Annotated in this window: 14 protein-coding genes and 1 tRNA gene; 6 read left to right on the top strand and 9 right to left on the bottom strand. The window is 60.7% G+C overall.

Translation table 11 applies throughout. From position 1 onward, the window contains the following. The first annotated feature begins 16 nt into the window (after positions 1-16). Positions 17-556, top strand: coding sequence for a SprT-like domain-containing protein (locus GBB14_RS08755; protein ID WP_225976678.1), 540 nt, complete (start codon positions 17-19; stop codon positions 554-556). Positions 557-562: 6 nt separating this feature from the next. On the opposite strand, the gene GBB14_RS08750 is transcribed toward GBB14_RS08755, so the two are convergent. Then, the gene (locus GBB14_RS08750; RefSeq protein ID WP_151529455.1) at positions 563-2,023 is read right to left on the bottom strand and encodes a zinc-dependent metalloprotease; all 1,461 of its coding nucleotides are present in this window, start codon (positions 2,021-2,023) and stop codon (positions 563-565) included. A gap of 121 nt (positions 2,024-2,144) precedes the next feature. Between GBB14_RS08750 and GBB14_RS08745 the strand changes: the two genes are divergently transcribed. Further along, a complete protein-coding gene (locus GBB14_RS08745; protein ID WP_370451594.1) occupies positions 2,145-3,203 on the top strand; it encodes a PDZ domain-containing protein in 1,059 nt (352 codons plus the stop codon). 37 nt (positions 3,204-3,240) lie between these two features. Here GBB14_RS08745 and GBB14_RS08740 read toward each other — a convergent pair whose 3' ends face one another. Continuing rightward, the gene (locus GBB14_RS08740; RefSeq protein ID WP_151529453.1) at positions 3,241-3,933 is read right to left on the bottom strand and encodes a hypothetical protein; all 693 of its coding nucleotides are present in this window, start codon (positions 3,931-3,933) and stop codon (positions 3,241-3,243) included. A gap of 139 nt (positions 3,934-4,072) precedes the next feature. Beyond that, positions 4,073-4,612, bottom strand: a complete 540-nt coding sequence (locus GBB14_RS08735) for a PPA1309 family protein (RefSeq protein WP_151529452.1) — start codon at positions 4,610-4,612, stop codon at positions 4,073-4,075. Between the two features lie 251 nt (positions 4,613-4,863). Between GBB14_RS08735 and GBB14_RS08730 the strand changes: the two genes are divergently transcribed. From GBB14_RS08730 to GBB14_RS08720, 3 genes are all read left to right on the top strand, one after another. Then, positions 4,864-7,905 (top strand): UPF0182 family protein, encoded by a 3,042-nt coding sequence (locus GBB14_RS08730; protein ID WP_370451596.1) that lies wholly within the window; start codon positions 4,864-4,866, stop codon positions 7,903-7,905. Between the two features lie 289 nt (positions 7,906-8,194). After that, a tRNA-Met gene (locus GBB14_RS08725) sits at positions 8,195-8,271 on the top strand. A 1,309-nt stretch (positions 8,272-9,580) separates the two neighbouring features. Further along, positions 9,581-10,471 (top strand): CPBP family intramembrane glutamic endopeptidase, encoded by an 891-nt coding sequence (locus tag GBB14_RS08720; RefSeq protein WP_192796191.1) that lies wholly within the window; start codon positions 9,581-9,583, stop codon positions 10,469-10,471. A gap of 180 nt (positions 10,472-10,651) precedes the next feature. On the opposite strand, the gene GBB14_RS08715 is transcribed toward GBB14_RS08720, so the two are convergent. The 6 genes from GBB14_RS08715 to GBB14_RS08690 all read right to left on the bottom strand — a co-directional run bounded on the left by GBB14_RS08715 (position 10,652) and on the right by GBB14_RS08690 (position 17,392). Next, positions 10,652-12,337, bottom strand: a complete 1,686-nt coding sequence (locus tag GBB14_RS08715; RefSeq protein WP_370513652.1) for an ABC transporter ATP-binding protein — start codon at positions 12,335-12,337, stop codon at positions 10,652-10,654. Positions 12,338-12,423: 86 nt separating this feature from the next. After that, on the bottom strand, positions 12,424-14,136 hold the full coding sequence (locus GBB14_RS08710; RefSeq protein WP_151529449.1) for an ABC transporter ATP-binding protein: 1,713 nt from the start codon (positions 14,134-14,136) through the stop codon (positions 12,424-12,426). Further along, on the bottom strand, positions 14,129-15,559 hold the full coding sequence (locus GBB14_RS08705) for an ABC transporter ATP-binding protein (protein WP_151529448.1): 1,431 nt from the start codon (positions 15,557-15,559) through the stop codon (positions 14,129-14,131). Before GBB14_RS08705 ends, GBB14_RS08710 begins: the two co-directional genes overlap by 8 nt. Continuing rightward, positions 15,556-16,281, bottom strand: coding sequence for an energy-coupling factor transporter transmembrane component T (locus GBB14_RS08700; RefSeq protein ID WP_151529447.1), 726 nt, complete (start codon positions 16,279-16,281; stop codon positions 15,556-15,558). The genes GBB14_RS08705 and GBB14_RS08700 overlap by 4 nt, the downstream gene beginning before the upstream one ends. Then, the gene (locus tag GBB14_RS08695; RefSeq protein WP_151529446.1) at positions 16,278-16,835 is read right to left on the bottom strand and encodes an MptD family putative ECF transporter S component; all 558 of its coding nucleotides are present in this window, start codon (positions 16,833-16,835) and stop codon (positions 16,278-16,280) included. The genes GBB14_RS08700 and GBB14_RS08695 overlap by 4 nt, the downstream gene beginning before the upstream one ends. Then, complete coding sequence (locus GBB14_RS08690; RefSeq protein WP_151529445.1) at positions 16,835-17,392, bottom strand: MptD family putative ECF transporter S component; 558 nt, start codon at positions 17,390-17,392, stop codon at positions 16,835-16,837. Before GBB14_RS08690 ends, GBB14_RS08695 begins: the two co-directional genes overlap by 1 nt. A 410-nt stretch (positions 17,393-17,802) precedes the next feature. Here GBB14_RS08690 and GBB14_RS08685 point away from each other — a divergent pair, with 410 nt between their 5' ends. Then, a complete protein-coding gene (locus tag GBB14_RS08685) occupies positions 17,803-18,405 on the top strand; it encodes a nitroreductase family protein (RefSeq protein WP_151529444.1) in 603 nt (200 codons plus the stop codon). Positions 18,406-18,900: the final 495 nt, after the last annotated feature.

The following is an 18,900-nucleotide window of genomic DNA, read 5'->3' as shown; positions in this document are numbered from 1 at the left end:
CTACACTGGCGTGCTTGTGAGTACAGAGCAGCCCGCAGTGACAGTCATTCGATCGGCGCGAAGAAAGAAGACCGCGGCCATCGAGGCCCGCGGCGATGGCTATGTGGTGCGCATTCCCGCCCGATTGACGGCGCGCCAAGAGCGCGAGATGGTGGCCTCTTTGCTGCGCCGAGTCGAAGCGAAGCACTCCCGTGGCCAGCTCAAGGATGACACCGCCTTAAAGCGCCGCGCCGCGGAGCTCAATGAACGCTATCTGGAGGCGCGGGCGCGAGTTAGTTCCATCCGCTGGGTGCATAATCAGCGCCGACGTTGGGGATCCACCACTCCCGCCGATGGCACGATCCGGCTGAGTCACCGGCTGCAGCCACTGCCCAGCTATGTGGTGGATGCGGTGATCGTGCACGAAATGGTGCACACCTTCGTTCCCGGTGGCCACGGCCCCGAGTTTCGGCAGTGGGTAGAGCGCTACCCACACACGGCAAAAGCCGAGGGCTTTTTGGAAGCCCTCAGCTTTATGGACGAGCGCCCGCTCCGCGAGGAGGAGCCGGAGGCCTAGCGGAGGCTAGGCGTCGCGGCCGCTGTCCTTATCATCCTCGTCCTTATCGTCGCTGTCCTGAGCGTCCGCATCTTTGGCGTCCGCATCCGCAGCGCCGGAGTCCGTGCTCTCGGCCTCGCGGGCGAGTTCCTCTTCGAGCTTGGCGATCTCTGCGATGGGATCGAAATCGCCGGAGTCCTCGGAATCCAGCAGGCCGTCGATGAACTCGGCGGAGTTATCCAAGTCCTCGGCCACGGGCAGGAAGTCGGGGTGATCCCACACCGCGTCGCGGCGTTCGATACCCACAGCGGTTTCCACGCGGCGCCACAGCTCCTGGGCCTCGGCCACCTTGGGGGCGGCAAATTCGATGCCCACCACCTTGGCGAAGGCCTTTTCTGCGGAGCCGCCGGTGGCGCGTCGGCGGCGCCACGCCTCATTCATTGCCGCGGTCGAGGGCACGCGATCGCCCATGGCTTCGGTGACCACGAGCTCCACCCAGCCCTCGACGAGAGCGAGCATCGTTTCCAAACGGCTGACCGCGGCGGCATTGCGGGAGGTGACCGTGGGGGAGAGGTCCATGCCCTGCAACCGGGCCATGGCCTCCTGGATGCCCTCGGGGTCCTGGGCCTCGGTCTGGATTTCGCGCATCGCCTCTTCCACATTGGAGGTGTCGATCACGAGACCGGCGGCGTACTCCTCCACCGAGGAGACGAGACGCTCCACCAGCCAGGGCACGTGTTTGAATAGGCGCTGCCGGGCGGCTTCGCGGGCGCAGAGATAGACCAGCGCTTCCTGGGCGGGCACTCCCAGATCCTTGGACATGGTCTGCAGATTCTGCGGCAGCACCGCGGTGGTATCACGCGGGGCGACGGGCAGCCCAAAGTCCGAGCCGGTGAGCGCCTGGGTAGCGAGCTCGCCGAGCGCATTACCCAATTGCATACCGAAATTCATGGAGGACATCCGAGAGAGCATGCCGCGCATCGGCGCGATCATCTCCTTGGCCTCCTCGGGCACATTATCGAATTGCGCCTCGTTCATCTGCTCGGCCACAGGCGTCACAAAACGCTTCCACATGGGCAGCGTGTGCTCGAGCCAATCGTGGGCGTTCCACGCCTGCACCGAGGCTTCCGAGGTGGGCAGCTGGGTGGCGTCGTCAAGCCAGAGCTCCGCCAGCCGCACCGATTCCCGGACGGCCTCGGCGTCATTCGCCCGTACCGGGCCCGGCGATCCCGCGGCTTGGCGGGCGATACGCTCGGCAAGGCTATAATTCACCGGCCCCTCCGAGTTGGGGTCGTTCATACTCGAGCCCATATCGCTGAGCATCTGCCCAAACTGGTTGAGCATGTCGCCTAAACCACCGGATACAAACTTGGGGTCATCCCCCGAGCCTCCGGAAAAGAACATGCCAAAGGGCGATTGGCCATCCCGACGGCGGTCATCGTCATCGTCTTCATTACCAAAGGAAAATCCAAATCCGTTACGGCTCATGGCACCAAATCTACCGCGCACGGAGTTGCGCTTGCTAGCGAGACAGCCACGCTGAGAGCGAACAGGGCGCGAGCCGCAAGTGTTGAAGCCTCGTGCTGTGGGGAAGGTAATGTGGTCAGTCGTGAATCCTCGTAAGCGCACCTTGACCTACGGCGCCATTCCAGTGGTGGTGCTTGCCGTGCTCGCCAACCTCGATCACGTTCCTGGCACCGACATCTCGCTGACGGTGCCCTATGCCGCCGAGGGGCCCGGCCCCACCTACGATGTGCTCTCGGAGTTTTCCGGGGAGCCGGTCGTGGAGATCACGGGAGCGTCCACCCAGACGACCACGGGCAACCTCGATATGACCACGGTGGTGGTGCGCCACAATATGTCGCTGGCCCAAACCATGGGGCGCTGGTTGTTCAGCGATGACACGATCGTGCCGATCGAGGCAGTGTTTCCGCGGGATAAGACGGAAGAAGAAGTCCGTGAGATCAATCAGCAGGCCTTTGTGGATTCCGAATCGGCGGCGGTGGTGGCGGCGATGGGGTATCTCAACCGCCCCACCGAGGTAGAGGTGCTCTCCGTGGCCGAGGGCTCCGCTGCCGAGGGGCAGGTGCAGCCAGGCCAGGTGCTGCTCGCTATCGATGACACCCCAGTGACCACGCCCGAGCAGGCCCGCGAGACGGTGCAATCTCATGAGGTAGGCGATGAGGTCACCGTAACCCTGCGTAATGAGGACGGCACAGAACAGGCCGTCACCGTCGAGCTGGGGGACAACCCCCGCGCCCCGGGCACGCCGCTGCTGGGCGTGGTGATGAGCGCAGTTCCGGGCGACAACCTCGATGTGGATTTCCATCTCGAGGACGTCGGCGGCCCCTCCGCGGGGCTGATCTTCACCCTCGCCGTGGTGGAGAAGCTATCTGCCGAAGACATTAATGCCTCCTTGCATGTCGCCGGCACCGGCACCATTAGTAATGACGGCACCGTCGGCCCCATTGGCGGCATCCAGCATAAGGTCACGGCTGCCCACCGGGATGCCGGCGCGGAGGTATTCCTCGCCCCAGAAGCCAATTGCGCGGAGGCGCTCAAGGGCGATCACGGCGATATGGACATCATCAAGGTCACCGATCTCGCCGGCGCCATCGAGTCCATGCAGGCCTATAAAAATGGCGACGACTATCCCACCTGTGGATAGCCGCCGCTTGGGCCTTGGGTTCTAGGACGCTGAGTCCTTATTCCTCGGAGTCCGCGTTATTCTCCTCATCGTCGGTGGCAGCCGCGTTATCGGAGTCTTGCTCCTCGGGCTCTTTCGGCTCGCTCTCCGCGGTCCCGGGCTTTTCGGCAAGCCCCAGCTCATAGATGCGCTCTTCCGGATCCACATCATCGGTGGATACCATCTGCTGCAGAATCAGGCCCTTGTCCTTATTCACCACGGTGACAATCGCCGTGGTGCCCATAATGGACCAGCCGACCACGCGATCCTCGGATTTGTCCACCACCTGCGAATTCGAAAACTCGGTCAGCGCCTGCATCACCGACATCGCCTTCGGCTTGGAACTCATGAACTGGAACGTGCCCACCTTCGGGCCGGTACACGTAATTGAATTCGGCAGGCCATTCGGCTGGCAGTCATTGAGTTGCTCAAAGAGCTCGCGCGGCGCTAGATCGCCGTACTTCTCGTAGGCCTTGCCGATGGAGGCATCCTTAAAGTCCCGTGTGTCGGTGCTGCTCGTTGTGCTTGTCGACACCATCTCGGTGCTGTCTTCGCTCTCTGCCGAGGATGTTTCCGAGGTGTGAGTCGAGGTCGTGGAACTGGAGGAGCTCTCCGCTACATCCGAGGCCTCGCCCGAATCCGAGCATCCCGCCGCCGTGAGCGCAGCAGCGAGGGCGAGTGCCATCAGGGGCAGAATCCGAGAATCTTTCATGACAGTGTTTTTCCTCCGCGTGGATGCACAATCGATACGCACGCTATATAAGAACATTGACCTAGAGCACAGCGCACCACCCATGCTAGTTCACGCATACCGGCCGCTTGGAATCTTGTGCCCGCGGTGGGAGCGGGGCCTAGTCCACATTCTCCTCGAAGGAATAGCGCAGCGCGGCAATCACGCCTGGGGCCACCCCGGCGCCGCCGCGGAGCTCAATATCGTCCTCCGCGAAGGCCCCCTTGGCCTCCAGCTCCTCCTCGGTGGGGCGCAGCTGCAGCAGAGTCAGATCGCTTCCGCCGCGCACCACACCGGAGAACAGTCGCGCCGGGCGGGCCGTCGTATCCGCGTGCTCTGCGCTGTCTTTAAACATGATCTCTTGGGCGAGCACCGCGCCCTCCACGCCCTCGGGCCACATGATGCGGGCAATATAATCGCCGAGTTCCTCGGAGCCCGGTTGGATGTGCTCGGGCAGGTTATCTTGCACCACGAGAACGAAGGGCGAGTCATCGATGTCCTCCGGGAGAGCGTCGATAAGCCTCTCGCGAGGAACGAGCGCGAACAGGGTAGGGGTGGCGTCCCAGCCCTCGGCGTGGATGAACTCGACTGCCTCCAGCATGGCCTTGTTGAGGGCCTGCGGCAGAAAATAGGTGGCTGCAGATTCGTCGTGATTGCTCATGGCTTCCTTGGATTACGTAATGTGGTGAACTGTCTATGCAGTTTTGGTAGATATGAGTGTGAGATGTGCCGGAGCCGGGTGTGGCTGCGGGACGTCCTCGAGCAGCATGAGGGGGTCCACATACGTCACTATGCGCACCGCATCCGCTGGCTGGCCTCACCCACGCTCACGTTGACTCACTCTCGCGCCCAACGGTACGGGAACCGTAGTTGATAGAGCGTGACTTAACCTAACAATGTGCATCAAGGAGAATAGCGTTGTCGAATAAGCGGCCCTCGTCCGGCCCGCCCATTAAACGCCCACCGAAGGCCCTCAGCTGGACCTTAGGCATCATTATCGCTCTTGTGGTGATCGCCCCCATGGTCGTCGGCTTCTACACCGACTGGCTGTGGTTTCAGGAAGTAGATTTCACCGGAGTGTTCACCAAGGTAGTGCTCAGCCGCATCGCCTTGTTCTTTGTGGGCGCCATCCTCGCCGGGGGCATAGCGTTCATCGCCGGATACGTCACCTATAAAAATCGCCCCGATTCCCTTGAGGCGATCGATCCGAATAACCCGATTCACCAATACCGCAAGGTGTTGGAATCCTCCCTACGGGGTGTGCTCATCGGGCTGCCCGTGCTGCTGGGACTGTTCAGCGGCTTCGCGCTGCAGCGCGAGTGGCGCACCGTGTTGATGTTCTTCTCCCGAGAAAGCTTCGGGGAAACCGATCCGCAATTCGGCCACGACCTCGGCTTCTACGCCTTTGTGCTGCCCATGCTGCAGCTGATCGTGTCCTACCTGTCGGTATTTCTCATCATTGCGTTCTTCATCGGCCTCATCGGGCACTACCTCCTAGGAGGTATCCGTGTGGGTAACCGCATGACGGGGGTGCGTGCCTCTATTTCCACCTCCGCCCAGGTGCAGCTGACCGTGACCGCTGGGCTGTGGATGCTGGTGAAGGTAGCCGGCTACTATCTCGAGCGCTACTCGCTGCTATTTAGTAAGAATGAAACGTTTACCGGCGGTGGCTACACCGACATCAACGCCATTCTTCCCGCCAAGATCCTGCTCATGGTGATCGGCATCGTGGTGGCCATTGCGTTCTTCTCCGCGGTGGTGCTCAAGGACCTCCGCATTCCCGCGCTGGCCACCGGCCTGATGGTGCTCTCTGCAGTGGTGATCGGAACGGCCTATCCGCTGATTATTGAAGAGTTCTCGGTGAAGCCGAACCGTGCGGAGAAGGAGCGCGAGTACATCCAGCGCAATATCGACTCCACGCGCTACGCCTATAACCTCACCGACGACAACGTCACCTACATGGAGAACTGGGGAGCGAAGGGCGCTACCGACGAAGAGGTGGCGAATGATCGTGCCACCCTGTCCAATATCCGCCTCCTCGACCCCGAGGTACTTGCCGCCACCTTCACCCAGCAGCAACAGCTGCGTAACTTCTATGGCTTCCCCGACACCCTCGCCATCGACCGCTACACCACCGATGGGGAGCTGCGCGACTATGTGGTGACCGTCCGCGAGATGGACCCGAACGCGCTGAGTGATAACCAGCGCGACTGGATTAACCGCCACACCGTCTACACCCACGGCAATGGCTTCATCGCCGCCCCCGCCAACCAGGTGGATGAGGTGGCCCGCGATGTGGGATCCACCCGCGGCGGCTATCCCGTGTACAACGTCTCCGATCTGCAGGCGCTGAAGCAAAACCGCAACGATGAAGAAGTAAAGAAACTCGGTATCGAGGCGAAGCAGCCACGTACCTACTACGGCCCGGTGATCAGTGAGGTCCCCGCCAATGTGGACTACTCCATCGTGGGCGATACCGGCGCCGGCCCAGTGGAGTACGACACCGACACCGACCGCTTCACCTACGACGGCAAGGGTGGCGTGGACGTGGGCAACATGTTCAACCGTGCTGCCTTCGCGCTGCGCTACCAGGAGCTCAACCTCTTGCTCTCCGATCGAGTGGGCAGCGATTCGAAGATCATCTTCAACCGTGACCCGCGCGAGCGCGTGAAGAAGGTGGCGCCGTGGCTGACCACCGACTCCAAGACCTACCCGGCTGTGGTGGATGGACGCATCAAGTGGATCGTGGACGGCTACACCACCCTCGCGAACCTTCCCTATGCGGAACGCACCTCGCTGACCAACGTCACCGAGGATGCCCGCAACCCCGAAGGAACTAACCAGCTGCTCTTTAACGATCAGGTCAGCTATATCCGTAACTCCGTGAAGGCAGTGGTGGACGCCTATGACGGCGACGTCCAGCTCTATGCCTTCGACGAGCAGGATCCCGTACTCAAGGCCTGGAGCGATATCTTCCCGAACACGGTGAAGCCGAAGTCCGAGATTTCTCCCGAGATCATGGACCACATGCGCTTCCCCGAGGATCTTTTCAAGGTGCAGCGCGAGCTGATGACTCGCTACCACGTGGATGATCCGGGCGTGTTCTTCAACAACGATGCGTTCTGGTCTGTGCCCACGGATCCGACCGCAACGGAAACCCGCACCAGCGAACAAGCTGGCGGCAACGAGGGACGCCAACTGGCCCAGCCGCCCTACTATGTGGTCGCCGCCGACCCGAAGACGGGCGAGCCCAGCTTCCAGATGATCACCTCCTTCCGTGGTCTGAAGCGCGAGTTCCTCTCCGCACACATGGCGGTGTCCTCCGACCCGGACAACTATGGCCACATCACGCTGCGTGTGCTGCCGACGAACACCCAGACGCAGGGTCCGCGCCAGGCACAGGACACCATGATCTCCTCCGATCAGATCGCGCGTGACCGTTCCCTCTGGGAGCGCACCAACAAGGTGATCGACGGTAACCTCCTCACCCTGCCCGTGGGCGGGGGAGAGATCCTCTACGTGGAGCCGGTGTACACCCAGCGTAAGGACCAGGCCTCGGCCTTCCCGAAGCTGCTCCGCGTACTGATCTCCTACAACGGCAAGGTGGGCTACGCGCCCACCATCGCCGAGGCCCTCGACCAAGTGGGTATCGACCCGAAGGAAGCCGCCGACCTAGACGAGGCCGAAACCGTCGACACTGGCAAGGACGATGCCACGCCCGAGGACGAAAAGAAGGACGAGGACGCATCCGCCGAAGATAAAAAGGATGACAGCGCGGACACCCCGAGCGGTCCTGCTAGCGGAAGCGGCGATCAGGGCGAAGCCATTGATCGCATCAACCGCGCCCTCGAGAACCTGCAAGACGCCCGCAATGGTTCGAACGAAGAGTACGGTCGTGCCCTCGACGAACTCGATAATGCAGTGCGTGACTACCAGGAGAACTACCAGAACTAGCGCCATGTAGCGCTACGTAGTACGGCCGCTTATAGCGCCCACAGCCCTTCGGGGTTGTGGGCGCTGGTGTTTGAGGCGGTGTTTTAGGTGGTTCTTGGGGAAGTGTGTGCGGTGGTGCGCGCCGGGTATGGGTGGGCTAGATAGTGTGGTCTATCCCAGCGAGGTAGTGCCGAGAATCCGCAGTACACAGAGCGATTTGGATGATGCGCTATTCCTCTGTATAGTAATCACACGTCGCTGAGACGGGCCGCAAGGCGCGGAACAGCAACAAGTGCATATATGCACCCGACGCGGGGTGGAGCAGCTCGGTAGCTCGCTGGGCTCATAACCCAGAGGTCGTAGGTTCGAATCCTGCCCCCGCTACCACTTTCCGAGAACCCTCGGCTTCCGATTGGAAGTCGGGGGTTTCTTGCTGTGTAGATATCTTGTAGGGCATAGTTCCGTAGTCGATTCATTGTGAGGCATGCTGCGGGACTGGCGCGTCTTCTAGTACATTCGTGGTCCGCGAGAGTCGCTGTACCGAGCATCCGCCAGCCGGTAGTACTCCTTTCGGCTGGCGGATGCCATCGGAGGCTTGTCCGGATCGAACTCCTCCGCGTCCCCTCCTGCACCTGCTGCATCCGCATCGACCTGATCGACCCTAGATTACATTTCTTCGGTCGCGATCTCGATGCCGTGAAGATGGCTCTGCTCGTGCTTCTTCGTCCAGTCCTCTGTCTGAGCACACAGCCGTTGCCCCAGATGCGTCTTCTGCTAGGCTTCCTCGATCGAGTCCTCGTCGGCCGGAAGGCCCAAGATCTCGTGCCACTCCTTCAGCATCGACGGCTCTGCGCAGGTCGCCATTGTTGCTGTCTCTTCTTTCCACTCCGAGTGTTCGTTGAAGGGCGTGGTTGAACGTGTCGCACAGCTTCAGTGATTCTGTCTTCGTCTGCTCGCCTATGGCATGCCGTGTGAGCTACCCTCTCGGTGAATCCGCCTCCATGGTGGACGGCACTGCTTGACCGATGTCGAGCATGAGCACAGGACGAGATCTTCGGCTGAGGACATGGGGTATCAAGGTGCTGTGCGTCGTCGCCAGATTCTGTCGGTGGGACTGTATCGCCGAGTGATGATGGACTTCTCCAGAGCCTCGTGGATGATTCGCACATTCGCTGCGATGGGGCTCATAGCTGCGCTAGGTTGCCGCTCTGCCCGCTGCGGCCGCGTGCACAGAGATTGGCACCCCAGTGTTACGACTAGAGCGCTCCTCATTCCACCGGCTCGCCGACTCACAGCAGCTCTCATTACCTCGATGGGAGTGCCTTATACACGAGATTATTCTCACTTTTGGGGTGCGAATAACGTAATGGGGAGGGGCCGTAGCGAGAACATGCTGGAGATTTCCTGCTGCGCCCTACATAAGCCCGCCGAGCGGAACCGTTGATCACCGTTCTGGATGTGTATCGTGGTGGGTAGTAGGACGTCACTTTCTTCCTCGAGGTCATAGACCCAGTAGTGCGCCTGCCCAACAGCCAGACCTATCGCTCCTATCGCATTCCGGTGAGAGCGCTAGGTCTTTACCGCGGCTCTTTCTCCGCAGAAAATGGACCTTCCCATGTCGCCGACAACAGAACCACACGACTCCAATTCGGTACGGCATGCACTGCCGAAAAATAGGACACCCCTCATACCAGCGGTGGATTTCGCTGAACACGTAGCCCCGTGGCGCACACGGAACCTCATCATCAGTGTCATTGTTCCCACGATTCTCGTCCTGGTCTTGGTGTTCTGTAGCGACATCCTCGTCGGGATCATGGGTGATCTTTATGCCAGTGTCTCCTCCCTAGCTGTGGCATCCCCGATCAACATAGGCTCCACCCTCGGGCGTATCCTTGCTGTCTTCCTGTGCCTCCTGCTGCTCACCAAGGTGTTTCGGTTGCGGCTGCCCGACCTGGGCATGGTCCGAGAGAACCGCTTCGGCACCTGGATCACGGGTGTCGGTTTCGGCTTCGCCGCCGTGACCATCGTCTACCTGCTCAACGTGATCGTCGGGGCCCTAGACGTCACGTTCACCATGAAGGCGAGCGAACTGTGGATTCTTCTTCTCGCGGGTGTCTTCTTCGCGTTCCAAGGATTCTTCGAGGAACTGCTCTTTCGTTTCTTCCTCATCCCCGCCTATGCCTCGCGGCTCACCGTGGCAGGAGCCATCGGTCTCTCGTCGATCCTTTTCGCATTCATCCACTTGAACAACCCGAACCTTACGATCTTCGGTCTGGTGAACTTGGTGCTCTACGGCGTCGTATTCGGCACGATGTACTGGCGCACAGGTAACGCCTGGTTCGTCGCCGGCTGGCACAGCGGCTGGAACTTCGTGCTCGCTATGCTCTACGGCTCGCACGTCTCTGGCAACGTACTACCTGGCTCCATCTTGTCCTCGGATCCGAGCGGCAGTGCACTGCTCAACGGCGGTGAGTTCGGCTTGGAGGGTTCCGTGCTCTCCACGGTCCTCGGCGTCGCGATCATTGCGTGGTGCATCAAGACAAAGAAAAAGGACACCACCGCAGTGGTGTCCAAGCGAGTGCGCTGAGCGCCCTCAGCTCATCACCGATAGTGCGCACAGCAGGGACGTCGCCTTTGGGTGTGCACCCTGGACGCTTTTGAGAAGCTGCTGTGATTAATCCCGCACCGCAGGGGCGCTGGTGCGTGGAGAATACCGAGAACTGGAGTGCCCAGTGCGCCCCCACGTGGGGAACGCACTGGGCACTGTTTAGCCTTGGGTGGTGATGCTCCAGCCGGAGGCCGCTTCGCAGCGGTTCCAAAAGCGCCGGTAGGGGCCGCCACCGGCGTAGAGTTCGGCGTGGGTGCCGTGTTCGACGATGTGGCCGTCGTCGCTGAGTACGATGATGTGGTCTGCTTCGCGTACGGTGTCGAGTTTGTGTGCGATGACGAGTACTGTTGCTTCGTCGCGGAGCTTGTCGACGCTGGCAACGATGTTGGCTTCGTTTTCTGCGTCTAGGGCGCTGGTTGCTTCGTCGAGTAGCACGATGGGTGCTTTCTTCAGCAGTGCGCGGGCCACGGATACACGCTGCCGTTCGCCGCCGGAGAGGGACCGGCCCCCCTCACCGACACGAGCATTCCACCCATCGGGCAGTCGCTCGGCGATAGATGTCACCCCGGTGAGATCAGCTGCTTGTTTCACCTCATCGTCGCTCGCGCCTTCCCGGCCAACCCGGATATTTTCCATCAGGGTGTCATCGAAGAGGTAGACGTCCTGGAACACCATGGAGATCTGTCGCATGAGTTGCTCGGTGGTCTGCTTACGCACATCGACGCCACCGACGCGGACGGCGCCGGAATCAACATCCCAGAAGCGCGAAATCAGCCGGGCAACAGTGGTTTTACCAGAACCCGAAGGCCCCACCAGGGCGACCATAGTGCGCGGCGGGACGCTAAAGGACACGTCGTGGATGACCGGACTCTCGGCGTCGTAGCCAAAACTGACGTTGTCGAACTCGATCTCCCCGGGGGAGGGGAGCTCGGCTTCTGCGGATGGCTCAGAGAGAACCTCGGCATCGAGAATCTCCATGGCTTGATCCAATGGTGCCCGCGCCATGTCCATACCGATGAGCGTGTCCATCAGCGCATTGAGTACCTGGCTGTATCGCAGGGTAAGGCCGATAATGGCAATGGTCTGCAACGGGCCGAGGGTGTCAGTGATCGCTAGGCTTGCGGTCGCTGAGATCATCACCACCAGGACCATCTGCACGACACCTCCTGCCAGCGCAATCGGCACCAGTGACATCCACAAATCCCGCAGCCGGGCCTTGTCTTCGGCCTCGGTGGCCTGACGCAGCGGGGCGAATTCACTCGATCGGCCCGCCGCGCGCAATGCGGGCTGGCAGGCAGAAAATTCCACAATGCGGTGGGATACCTCGCGTGTCTTCGGTACAACATTGGCCGTGGACTTCGCTTTTAGCCATTGGGCTAGTCCATTGACGAGGAGTACCACGGGGATGAAGGCGGTGAGGGCCAGTCCTAATGTGGGGTCCCAGAACCATGCGCCGATGACGATGACGAGCATCGTTGCGGCATTGCTTAAGATGGTGGCCATCATGTGTGCCAGTGTTTGGCCAATGGACATGAATCCATCGGTGACCAGCTGGGATAGCCCGCCGGTGCGCTCCGAGCGGAACCAGCCAAGCGGCAAGGCAGCTAAGCGGTCGCCGAGGCGGTGGTGCAGGCTCGTAATCAAATCGAGGGCGACGTCATAGCCCACGATGGCCGATCGATAGCGCAGTACCGCGCTGATGAGTGCAAGGCCCGCCAGGATGAATAACCACGCGGTGAGGTCGAAGCCCCAACTCGTGCCGCCGACGGCCATCGTCATTGCCGTAGGCAGCAGCGCCAGCATGGCGAGACCATCGACCACGCCCATCGCGGTGGTGAGGGCCATGTGGCGGATGTTCTGGGACCGACCACGGTCGGTGAGGAGGCGGCGGATTGGTCCGATGAGGAGAGGGCTGCGGATAACGGAGACGCTCACGAGACTGCTCCTTGCATGAGTTCGGTGACGGCGTCGGTAGTGACATCCGCGCCGCGAAGGATGGTGTGGATACGGCCGCCGACAAGGTGCACCACCATGTCGGCTCCTAGAACCGACTCCGGCTTATGTGCGATAACCAATACAGTGCGGCCGACGACGAGCCGGTTCAATGCTGCTTGAATCTCCGCTTCGCAGTCGGTGTCTGTTGCTGCTGTCGCCTCGTCCAAAACGAGGATCGGGGCGTCGGCAAGCAATGCCCGCGCGATGGCGATGCGCTGGCGCTGGCCGCCAGAAAGATCAGTGGTGATGGTGTCCAAACCCAAAGGCAAGGCGCGAATATCCTCGGCAATCTGGGCGTCAGTAGCGGCCTGCCAGATATCCTCGAGGGAGGCATCTGGGCAGGCGAGAGCGATATTGTCGCGCACGGACATCTCCGGCAATTGTGGGTCTTGGAGCACGAAGGACACGCGCTCGTAGAGCTCTGCGGTAGGAATCTGCCGTACGTCTGCACCACCAATCGTCACCGTGCCAGAGGTGGGATCCTGGAAGCGTGCCACCATTGTGGCCAGCGTTGACTTACCGGAGCCCGACGGGCCGATGAGCGCAGTGACGGTGCCTGGGGTCAGCGTCAGGGAGACGTCGGAAAGCGCCGTATTCTCGCCATAAGAGAAGGAAACATTGTGGAACTCCACGGTGTTATCGCGCGGATGTTCCGGCTCCTCTGGCGGAGTCAGAGAGGGACTGTTTAACACGTCCTTGACGCGTAGGGCGGCGTTGCCTGCCATCTGATAGGCCCACATGGAGGTGCCCATCGTGGTGATGGCCAAAGGAACCATCAGGGCGATAAGGCTGGTCGCAATCACATCGGCCGGATTCACGTAGCCCTGGGAAACCAGCCAGGCGCCACCGCCGAGGTTGATCAACACGAGCACCGACACACTGATCGTGGATTCGGCCAAGCCGGAGATGCGCAGCATCGGCCCCACCCAGTCGAGATAAAACTTGCTAAAGGTATTGGCGGCATCCCGGTAGCGGCGGTGCGCCTGGCCGACCCTGCCGAAGGTTTTCACCACGGCGATGCCATCGGCAAATTCGGTGGCAGTCGCCGAGACGTTGCCGAGGTGGTCATCCATGCGGGCGGTCTTTTCTCCCATGGACGACATCATCCAGCCTTGTACCGCGATGTAGATCGGCAGTGTGGCGATAGATAGCAACCCCAACCGCCAGTCGACAATAAAGGCATAAACGACCAGCGCGATGGGGGCGATAACAGCTGCGGTGCTTTCTGCGGGGGCGTGTGCGACGAGCATGTGCAAGGTTTTGACATCGTCCTGCACGGCCTTGCGTACTCGGCCAGAGTTTTTATCGCTAAACCACGCCAGTGGGGCGTGCGAAATGTGTTCAATAATGCGGTCGCGCAGAATTCGGTTGAGCTTAAGATCCGCGAAGTGGGTGACCGCCAGCCCCAAGGTGAACAGCAGTATCTGCAGAATGAACGTGCCGATCAAGAAGTAGACGATGGTGCGCACTCGCTCAGGGTCGGTCGTAGGTGAAAGAAGCTCCTCGCCGAGCCGGATTAGGGCGACATAGGGCGCGACCCGAAGTATTGCGGATAGTGCTGAGAGGATCCGAGCAATCCAGATCTGCTTCTGGATCGGGGAGAGGAATTCATTGAGAGCGGCTTTTCCCGCCTGATATTTATTATCCATGTGTCTTCCTGTTGATATCTGGAAGGTGAACGACGTAATCGGCGCACTCCTCGATAAGTTCCTCGTCGTGGGTGATAACGATGACCACCGCACCAGCGTCGGCAAGCTGCCGCATCCGCTCAGCAATAGCGACCAGATGAGCCTGGCCGACACCCGAGGTGGGCTCATCGAGGATGTGTACCTGTTTGTTCTGGGCCATTGCTGAGGCAATGACGAGCCGCTGCCGCTGCCCGCCGGAGAGCGACTGGGGGTGGCGATCTTCTAACCCGTCGAGATCGAGCTGGGCGAGAAGCGTGCTGACGTCGATAGCCTCGCGCTCAGAGGCAGTGTGGCCGAGGGTGATCTCGTCCTCCACGGCCTCGGCAAAGAGCTGACGGCTCACGTCCTGCATGACGATGTAGCTGGCCTTGGTGCGGGCGGCACTGCGCATGGGGGTGCCGTTGATGCTGATGGTGCCGCCGCGCGCCGGTGAACTCAGGCCGCACAATAGGCGCGCCAGCGTGGTTTTACCGCAGCCATTTGGCCCAGTCAGGGCGGTGATAGCGCCGGCTGGGAAGGATGCCTCAGGGATATCGAGAATCTGCTTCGAGAGATAACTGAAGCGGATATTGTTCAGCTGCAGGCCAGTGCTGCCCTTTGGTGGCGCGGGGGGATGCGTGCCCTCCGGTGGGGTGATCCGGCGCAGCCCCAATTCGCGGCGCTGATCGTCGGAAAGCGCAAAGAACTCTTCGCCGGTGAAGCGGTGTGCCAGTCGGCCTTCGCGGAAATAGAGCACCTGGTCAGCCAGGTCGCGGAGGAAGTAGAGGCGGTGCTCAGCGACGACGATGGTGCGCCCAGCGGCTTTTTGGTGGGCGAGGATATCGTGCAAATCGTCGATGGCATCCGGGGAGAGATTGGATGAGGGTTCGTCGAAAAGAAGTACCGGTGCTTGGCTGGCAATTGCGGCGGCGCAGGCAACCCGCTGAGTTTGACCGCCAGACAGTTCGTTGAGTTTTCGGCCAATAAGGTGCTCTGTATTGGTTTCTTTCGCCGCCGCGCGAATACGAGCGATGGTGTCCTCGGCCGGAATCCCGAGGTTTTCATTGCCGAAGGCCAGCTCGCTGGTGACCTCTTCGGTGAAGAACTGGGTGCGCGGGTTCTGGAACACCGTGGCGGAGGTGAGCAGCGCATCGTGCAGCGGCTGGTTGGGGACATCGGTACCAGCCACCGTGACCGTGCCGGTGAGCGTGCCGGGATGGAAATTGGGTACCAGCCCATTAAGAAGGCGCAACCCAGTGGTTTTTCCCGAACCAGAGGCGCCGCATAGCACTGTGAGCGTGCCAGCTTCGGCGCTGAAGGTGATATCGCTCAGGCCATGCTCGGTGAGTTCACCGTTGGTGCCGAAGGTGTAGCGGAAATGAACGTCCGCGACGCTGATAGTCATAGCGGCAGCTCCCAATCGCTTTGGGCAAGGATGATCAGTGCAATAACGGCGACGATGAGGACAGCGTCGACGGGACGGAAGCGCGGTTGCATGATGGAGGTCGGCTTGCGCGGCCCGCCGAGGCCACGAATCATGGCCGCAGCCGCGAGCTCATCGCCGGCGCGGACTACAGTGGTCAGCAGGGGGATGACGATAAGTTCAGCGGTACGTAGGGGGTGGGCCATCATGGACCAGCCGGTGGGGCGGATGCCGCGCAGCGTCATCGCATCGACGACGGCGCGCGCCTCGGTGGCGATAACGGGGAACATGCGAAAGACCACTGCCAGCGGCACCACCAGGAAATTCGGTGCGTGTAGCCGCTTGAGCGCATCGATGAGCTCGGTGGGGCGGATCGAGGACACAGCCCAGTAGGCGGCGGCGATGACCAGGCCAAACCGCGATAACCAGTATCCGATACCGGAGAGCAACGCCAGGGTGGTGGAGGCGCCGGCGTTGATGATGAGCTCGTAGCCGAAGATAAAGAACAGCCAGAAGATGAGGAACCCGAAGAAGGGTTTCGGTCGCCGCAGTGTCGCCAGTGCCGTAAACACGACGACTGCGGCGGCGATCTCTACTGTTCTCGTCGTCGCCCCCAGCGCCAGTGCGTTGATTGTGATGAGCGTCAGCAGCACAGTTCGCGGGTCGGGACGAGACAGCGGCCGCGGTTCGGGGATGGGGGTCATGCCAGACCAGCGCGCTGAAAATTACGGTGGCTGAGGCGTTGCCCGAGCAGGCCGCCGAGGACACCGACGATGAACATGCCGACAGCCCAGATGAGCAGCACGGGGCCGTTGAGCACAGCGGAGATGGAGTCGGCGTACTCCGGGTTCATCCGCTCTGCGACATCAGCCCAGAATTCGTCGCTGTTGAAGATGACGGGTAGCCAGCCGATGACCAGCCAGATGCTGAACACACCGTAGGCCAGGGGGAAATTCTTCGTGGCCTTGAGGATTGCATCGGCAGCAAGCCCCAGCAGCGGGGCGAGGATGAGCATGGCCCACCAGTTGCCGAATGCGACGAAAAGAATGCTGGTGATCAGCGCCAGCAGGGTCAGCGCACCGAATTTCGGGACGCGGGAGGCGTAGAGAGCTACAACCACACCGTTGGCCAGAATGCCAATGAGGATGCCGACGAACATGAACGCCGGACCGGCTAATTCGACCATGCCGGTGAGCAAGACAACCGCGATATACAACGCGGTGAATATGCCGACGTTGATGAAGTCTCTGGTGGTCATTAGGCGAGTCCTGCTCGTTGGAAGTTGTGCTTATTGAGTTTCTTGCCGAGTAGGCCGCCGGTGTAGCCGAGGATGAAGAGCATGATGAACCAGATGGCTACGACCCAGTTGGTGAATAGTTCACGCATCTGCTTGGTGTATTCGGCGCCCATCTGTTCGGTGAGTTCGGCGTAGTAGGTGTCGGCGTTGACGATGGCGGGCACGAGGGGGCTGATGAACCACAGGGTGAAGATGGCGTAGGCGAGGGGGAAGTTTTTGTTCTTGAGGAGGTCGGCGGCGAGGCCGAGTAGCACCATGACTATTGCGATGCCCCACCAGTGGCCGGTAGCGATGAATAAAAGGGCGTTGATGAGACCGAGGAGGGCTAGTGCGCCTACTTTCGGGACGCGGGTGGAGTAGAGGGCGATGACTGCGCCATCGATGAGGATGGAGAGGGTCCAGCCGACGAACATGAATGCGGGGCCGAAGAAGCCGATCGTGCCGATGGCGAAGATGACGACGAAGTAGAGGGCGGAGAAGATGCCGACGTTGATGAAATCACGGGTTGTGAACTTCACGAGCCCTACCTTAGTAACGAGTTAGTTGAACCTACCCTAACTATTGCTGTTCCCCTTGGGAGTGTCAAGCGTGATTTGAGTCTTGATGATGGGGGGTGTGGGAGCTCTGGTGAATCCGTGCGCGTGGCGGGGTGTTCTTGTGGTGTGACGTAGTCGTTGAGCGGGGAGGGTGCTGTGATCATGGTGTGGTGCGCTCGGCGAGTGTGCGAGTGTTCACGGCTCGGGTGGGCCCCTATAACGGGGGCGCGAGACAGTGGAGGGCGAGCCTGTCGCGCCACGGGTGCGTGGCTCGGAAGGTCTTTCGCCGGTGCTCCGCGTACACGGCGGGGGTGTGTGTCATGGATTCTGCGGTCGCTAGGCCGCATGATGAAGGCTTGGAATAACAGCTGATTCTCACTGTTGTAGGGGGCATGGATAACACGTCTTCTCTCGTTCACAATTTGATTGCACAACGCCGCACCGTTCGCGCTTATGCGGACATCCCAATCCCTGATGCGGTGCTGGATCGGGTTGTGTCCTCGGCGCTCGAAGCGCCGAGTGCGTTCAATCTGCAGTTGCGTGATGTTGTGGTGGTCACTGATCCCGAGCTACGTCGGGCGCTCACGGATTCCTCGGGCCAGCAGCAATTTGCGGACGCCCCAGCGGTGCTCATCTTCGTGGGCCGCACGGAGATGTGGCCGGAGGATGCCGAGGAGATCCTCGGCGCAAAGGCGGACTATGTCCGCGGCTACAAGCAACAACAATCGGCGGGGCAGCGTCGACAAGCTGCGATTATCGACGCCACCCTCGCGGCCGGCACCGCCTTGCTGGCGGCACAGGCGGAAGGGCTGGCCACCAACCCCACCACCGGGTGGAACGATGAGGCGGTCAAGGAGATCATCGACCTTGGTGGGCGAGACGATCGCAGCGTTGCGGTGATCGTGGCGATGGGGTACCCCGATCCGCAGGCCGAGATGCCGGCCCATCCTGGGCGCAAGGCGGATCGGCGGGTGAATAATAGCTACGCTGGCTAGCGCGCGCTCGGGAGGTCGCCCGTGTTCTATCGCGTGGTGGGTGTGAAGTCGTAGTTCTTAGGACTGGAAGTGTCCTCGCTATTGAATTTCTCGATTAAAACGCATAGTTATTTTTTGTCGCCTCTCTAGCGTCATGTATTTCGCTATAGAAGGTGGTCTTTTTTATTCTCGGTACTTGCTTGAGCACTTCGCGGTAATGTCTACGTGCTACGGGTGGCGAATGGTTTTAGACTGCACGCTCCACGCTCCGCAGTCCTGGCATCCCATTTCCGCGCGGTCGGCGGAGGAGTATAGGTGCCTGCAGATGTGGGTGTGTCAAAAAACATCACAGAGAAGGTAACGCTGAAGGTTAGGTGACTCTTACCTGTAGCGATGTGGGACGGTGCAACAGCGTGTCTCCTGAATATCTAGTGACTTATAGGTAGGAATATGCAGCTGAGGGCTGTGATTTTAACGCCTTGGGCCACTAGGGGGGGAGGGGGATTGATTCAAGGG

Origin of the sequence: Corynebacterium sp. 51B (assembly GCF_008930785.1) — a bacterium.
Classification (GTDB): domain Bacteria; phylum Actinomycetota; class Actinomycetes; order Mycobacteriales; family Mycobacteriaceae; genus Corynebacterium; species Corynebacterium megadyptis.
This window is presented reverse-complemented; position numbering and strand designations above follow the sequence as displayed.

Bases quoted from the DNA above. Each gene is read 5' to 3' on its own strand.
- GBB14_RS08705 (WP_151529448.1), bottom strand. From the start codon at position 15,559: ATGACTATCAGCGTCGCGGACGTTCATTTCCGCTACACCTTCGGCACC.
- GBB14_RS08700 (WP_151529447.1), bottom strand. From the start codon at position 16,281: ATGACCCCCATCCCCGAACCGCGGCCGCTGTCTCGTCCCGACCCGCGA.
- GBB14_RS08750 (WP_151529455.1), bottom strand. From the start codon at position 2,023: ATGAGCCGTAACGGATTTGGATTTTCCTTTGGTAATGAAGACGATGAC.
- GBB14_RS08710 (WP_151529449.1), bottom strand. From the start codon at position 14,136: ATGGATAATAAATATCAGGCGGGAAAAGCCGCTCTCAATGAATTCCTC.
- GBB14_RS08715 (WP_370513652.1), bottom strand. From the start codon at position 12,337: ATGGCCCTCACCACCGCGATGGGCGTGGTCGATGGTCTCGCCATGCTG.
- GBB14_RS08740 (WP_151529453.1), bottom strand. From the start codon at position 3,933: ATGAAAGATTCTCGGATTCTGCCCCTGATGGCACTCGCCCTCGCTGCT.
- GBB14_RS08685 (WP_151529444.1), top strand. From the start codon at position 17,803: ATGGATAACACGTCTTCTCTCGTTCACAATTTGATTGCACAACGCCGC.
- GBB14_RS08735 (WP_151529452.1), bottom strand. From the start codon at position 4,612: ATGAGCAATCACGACGAATCTGCAGCCACCTATTTTCTGCCGCAGGCC.
- GBB14_RS08695 (WP_151529446.1), bottom strand. From the start codon at position 16,835: ATGACCACCAGAGACTTCATCAACGTCGGCATATTCACCGCGTTGTAT.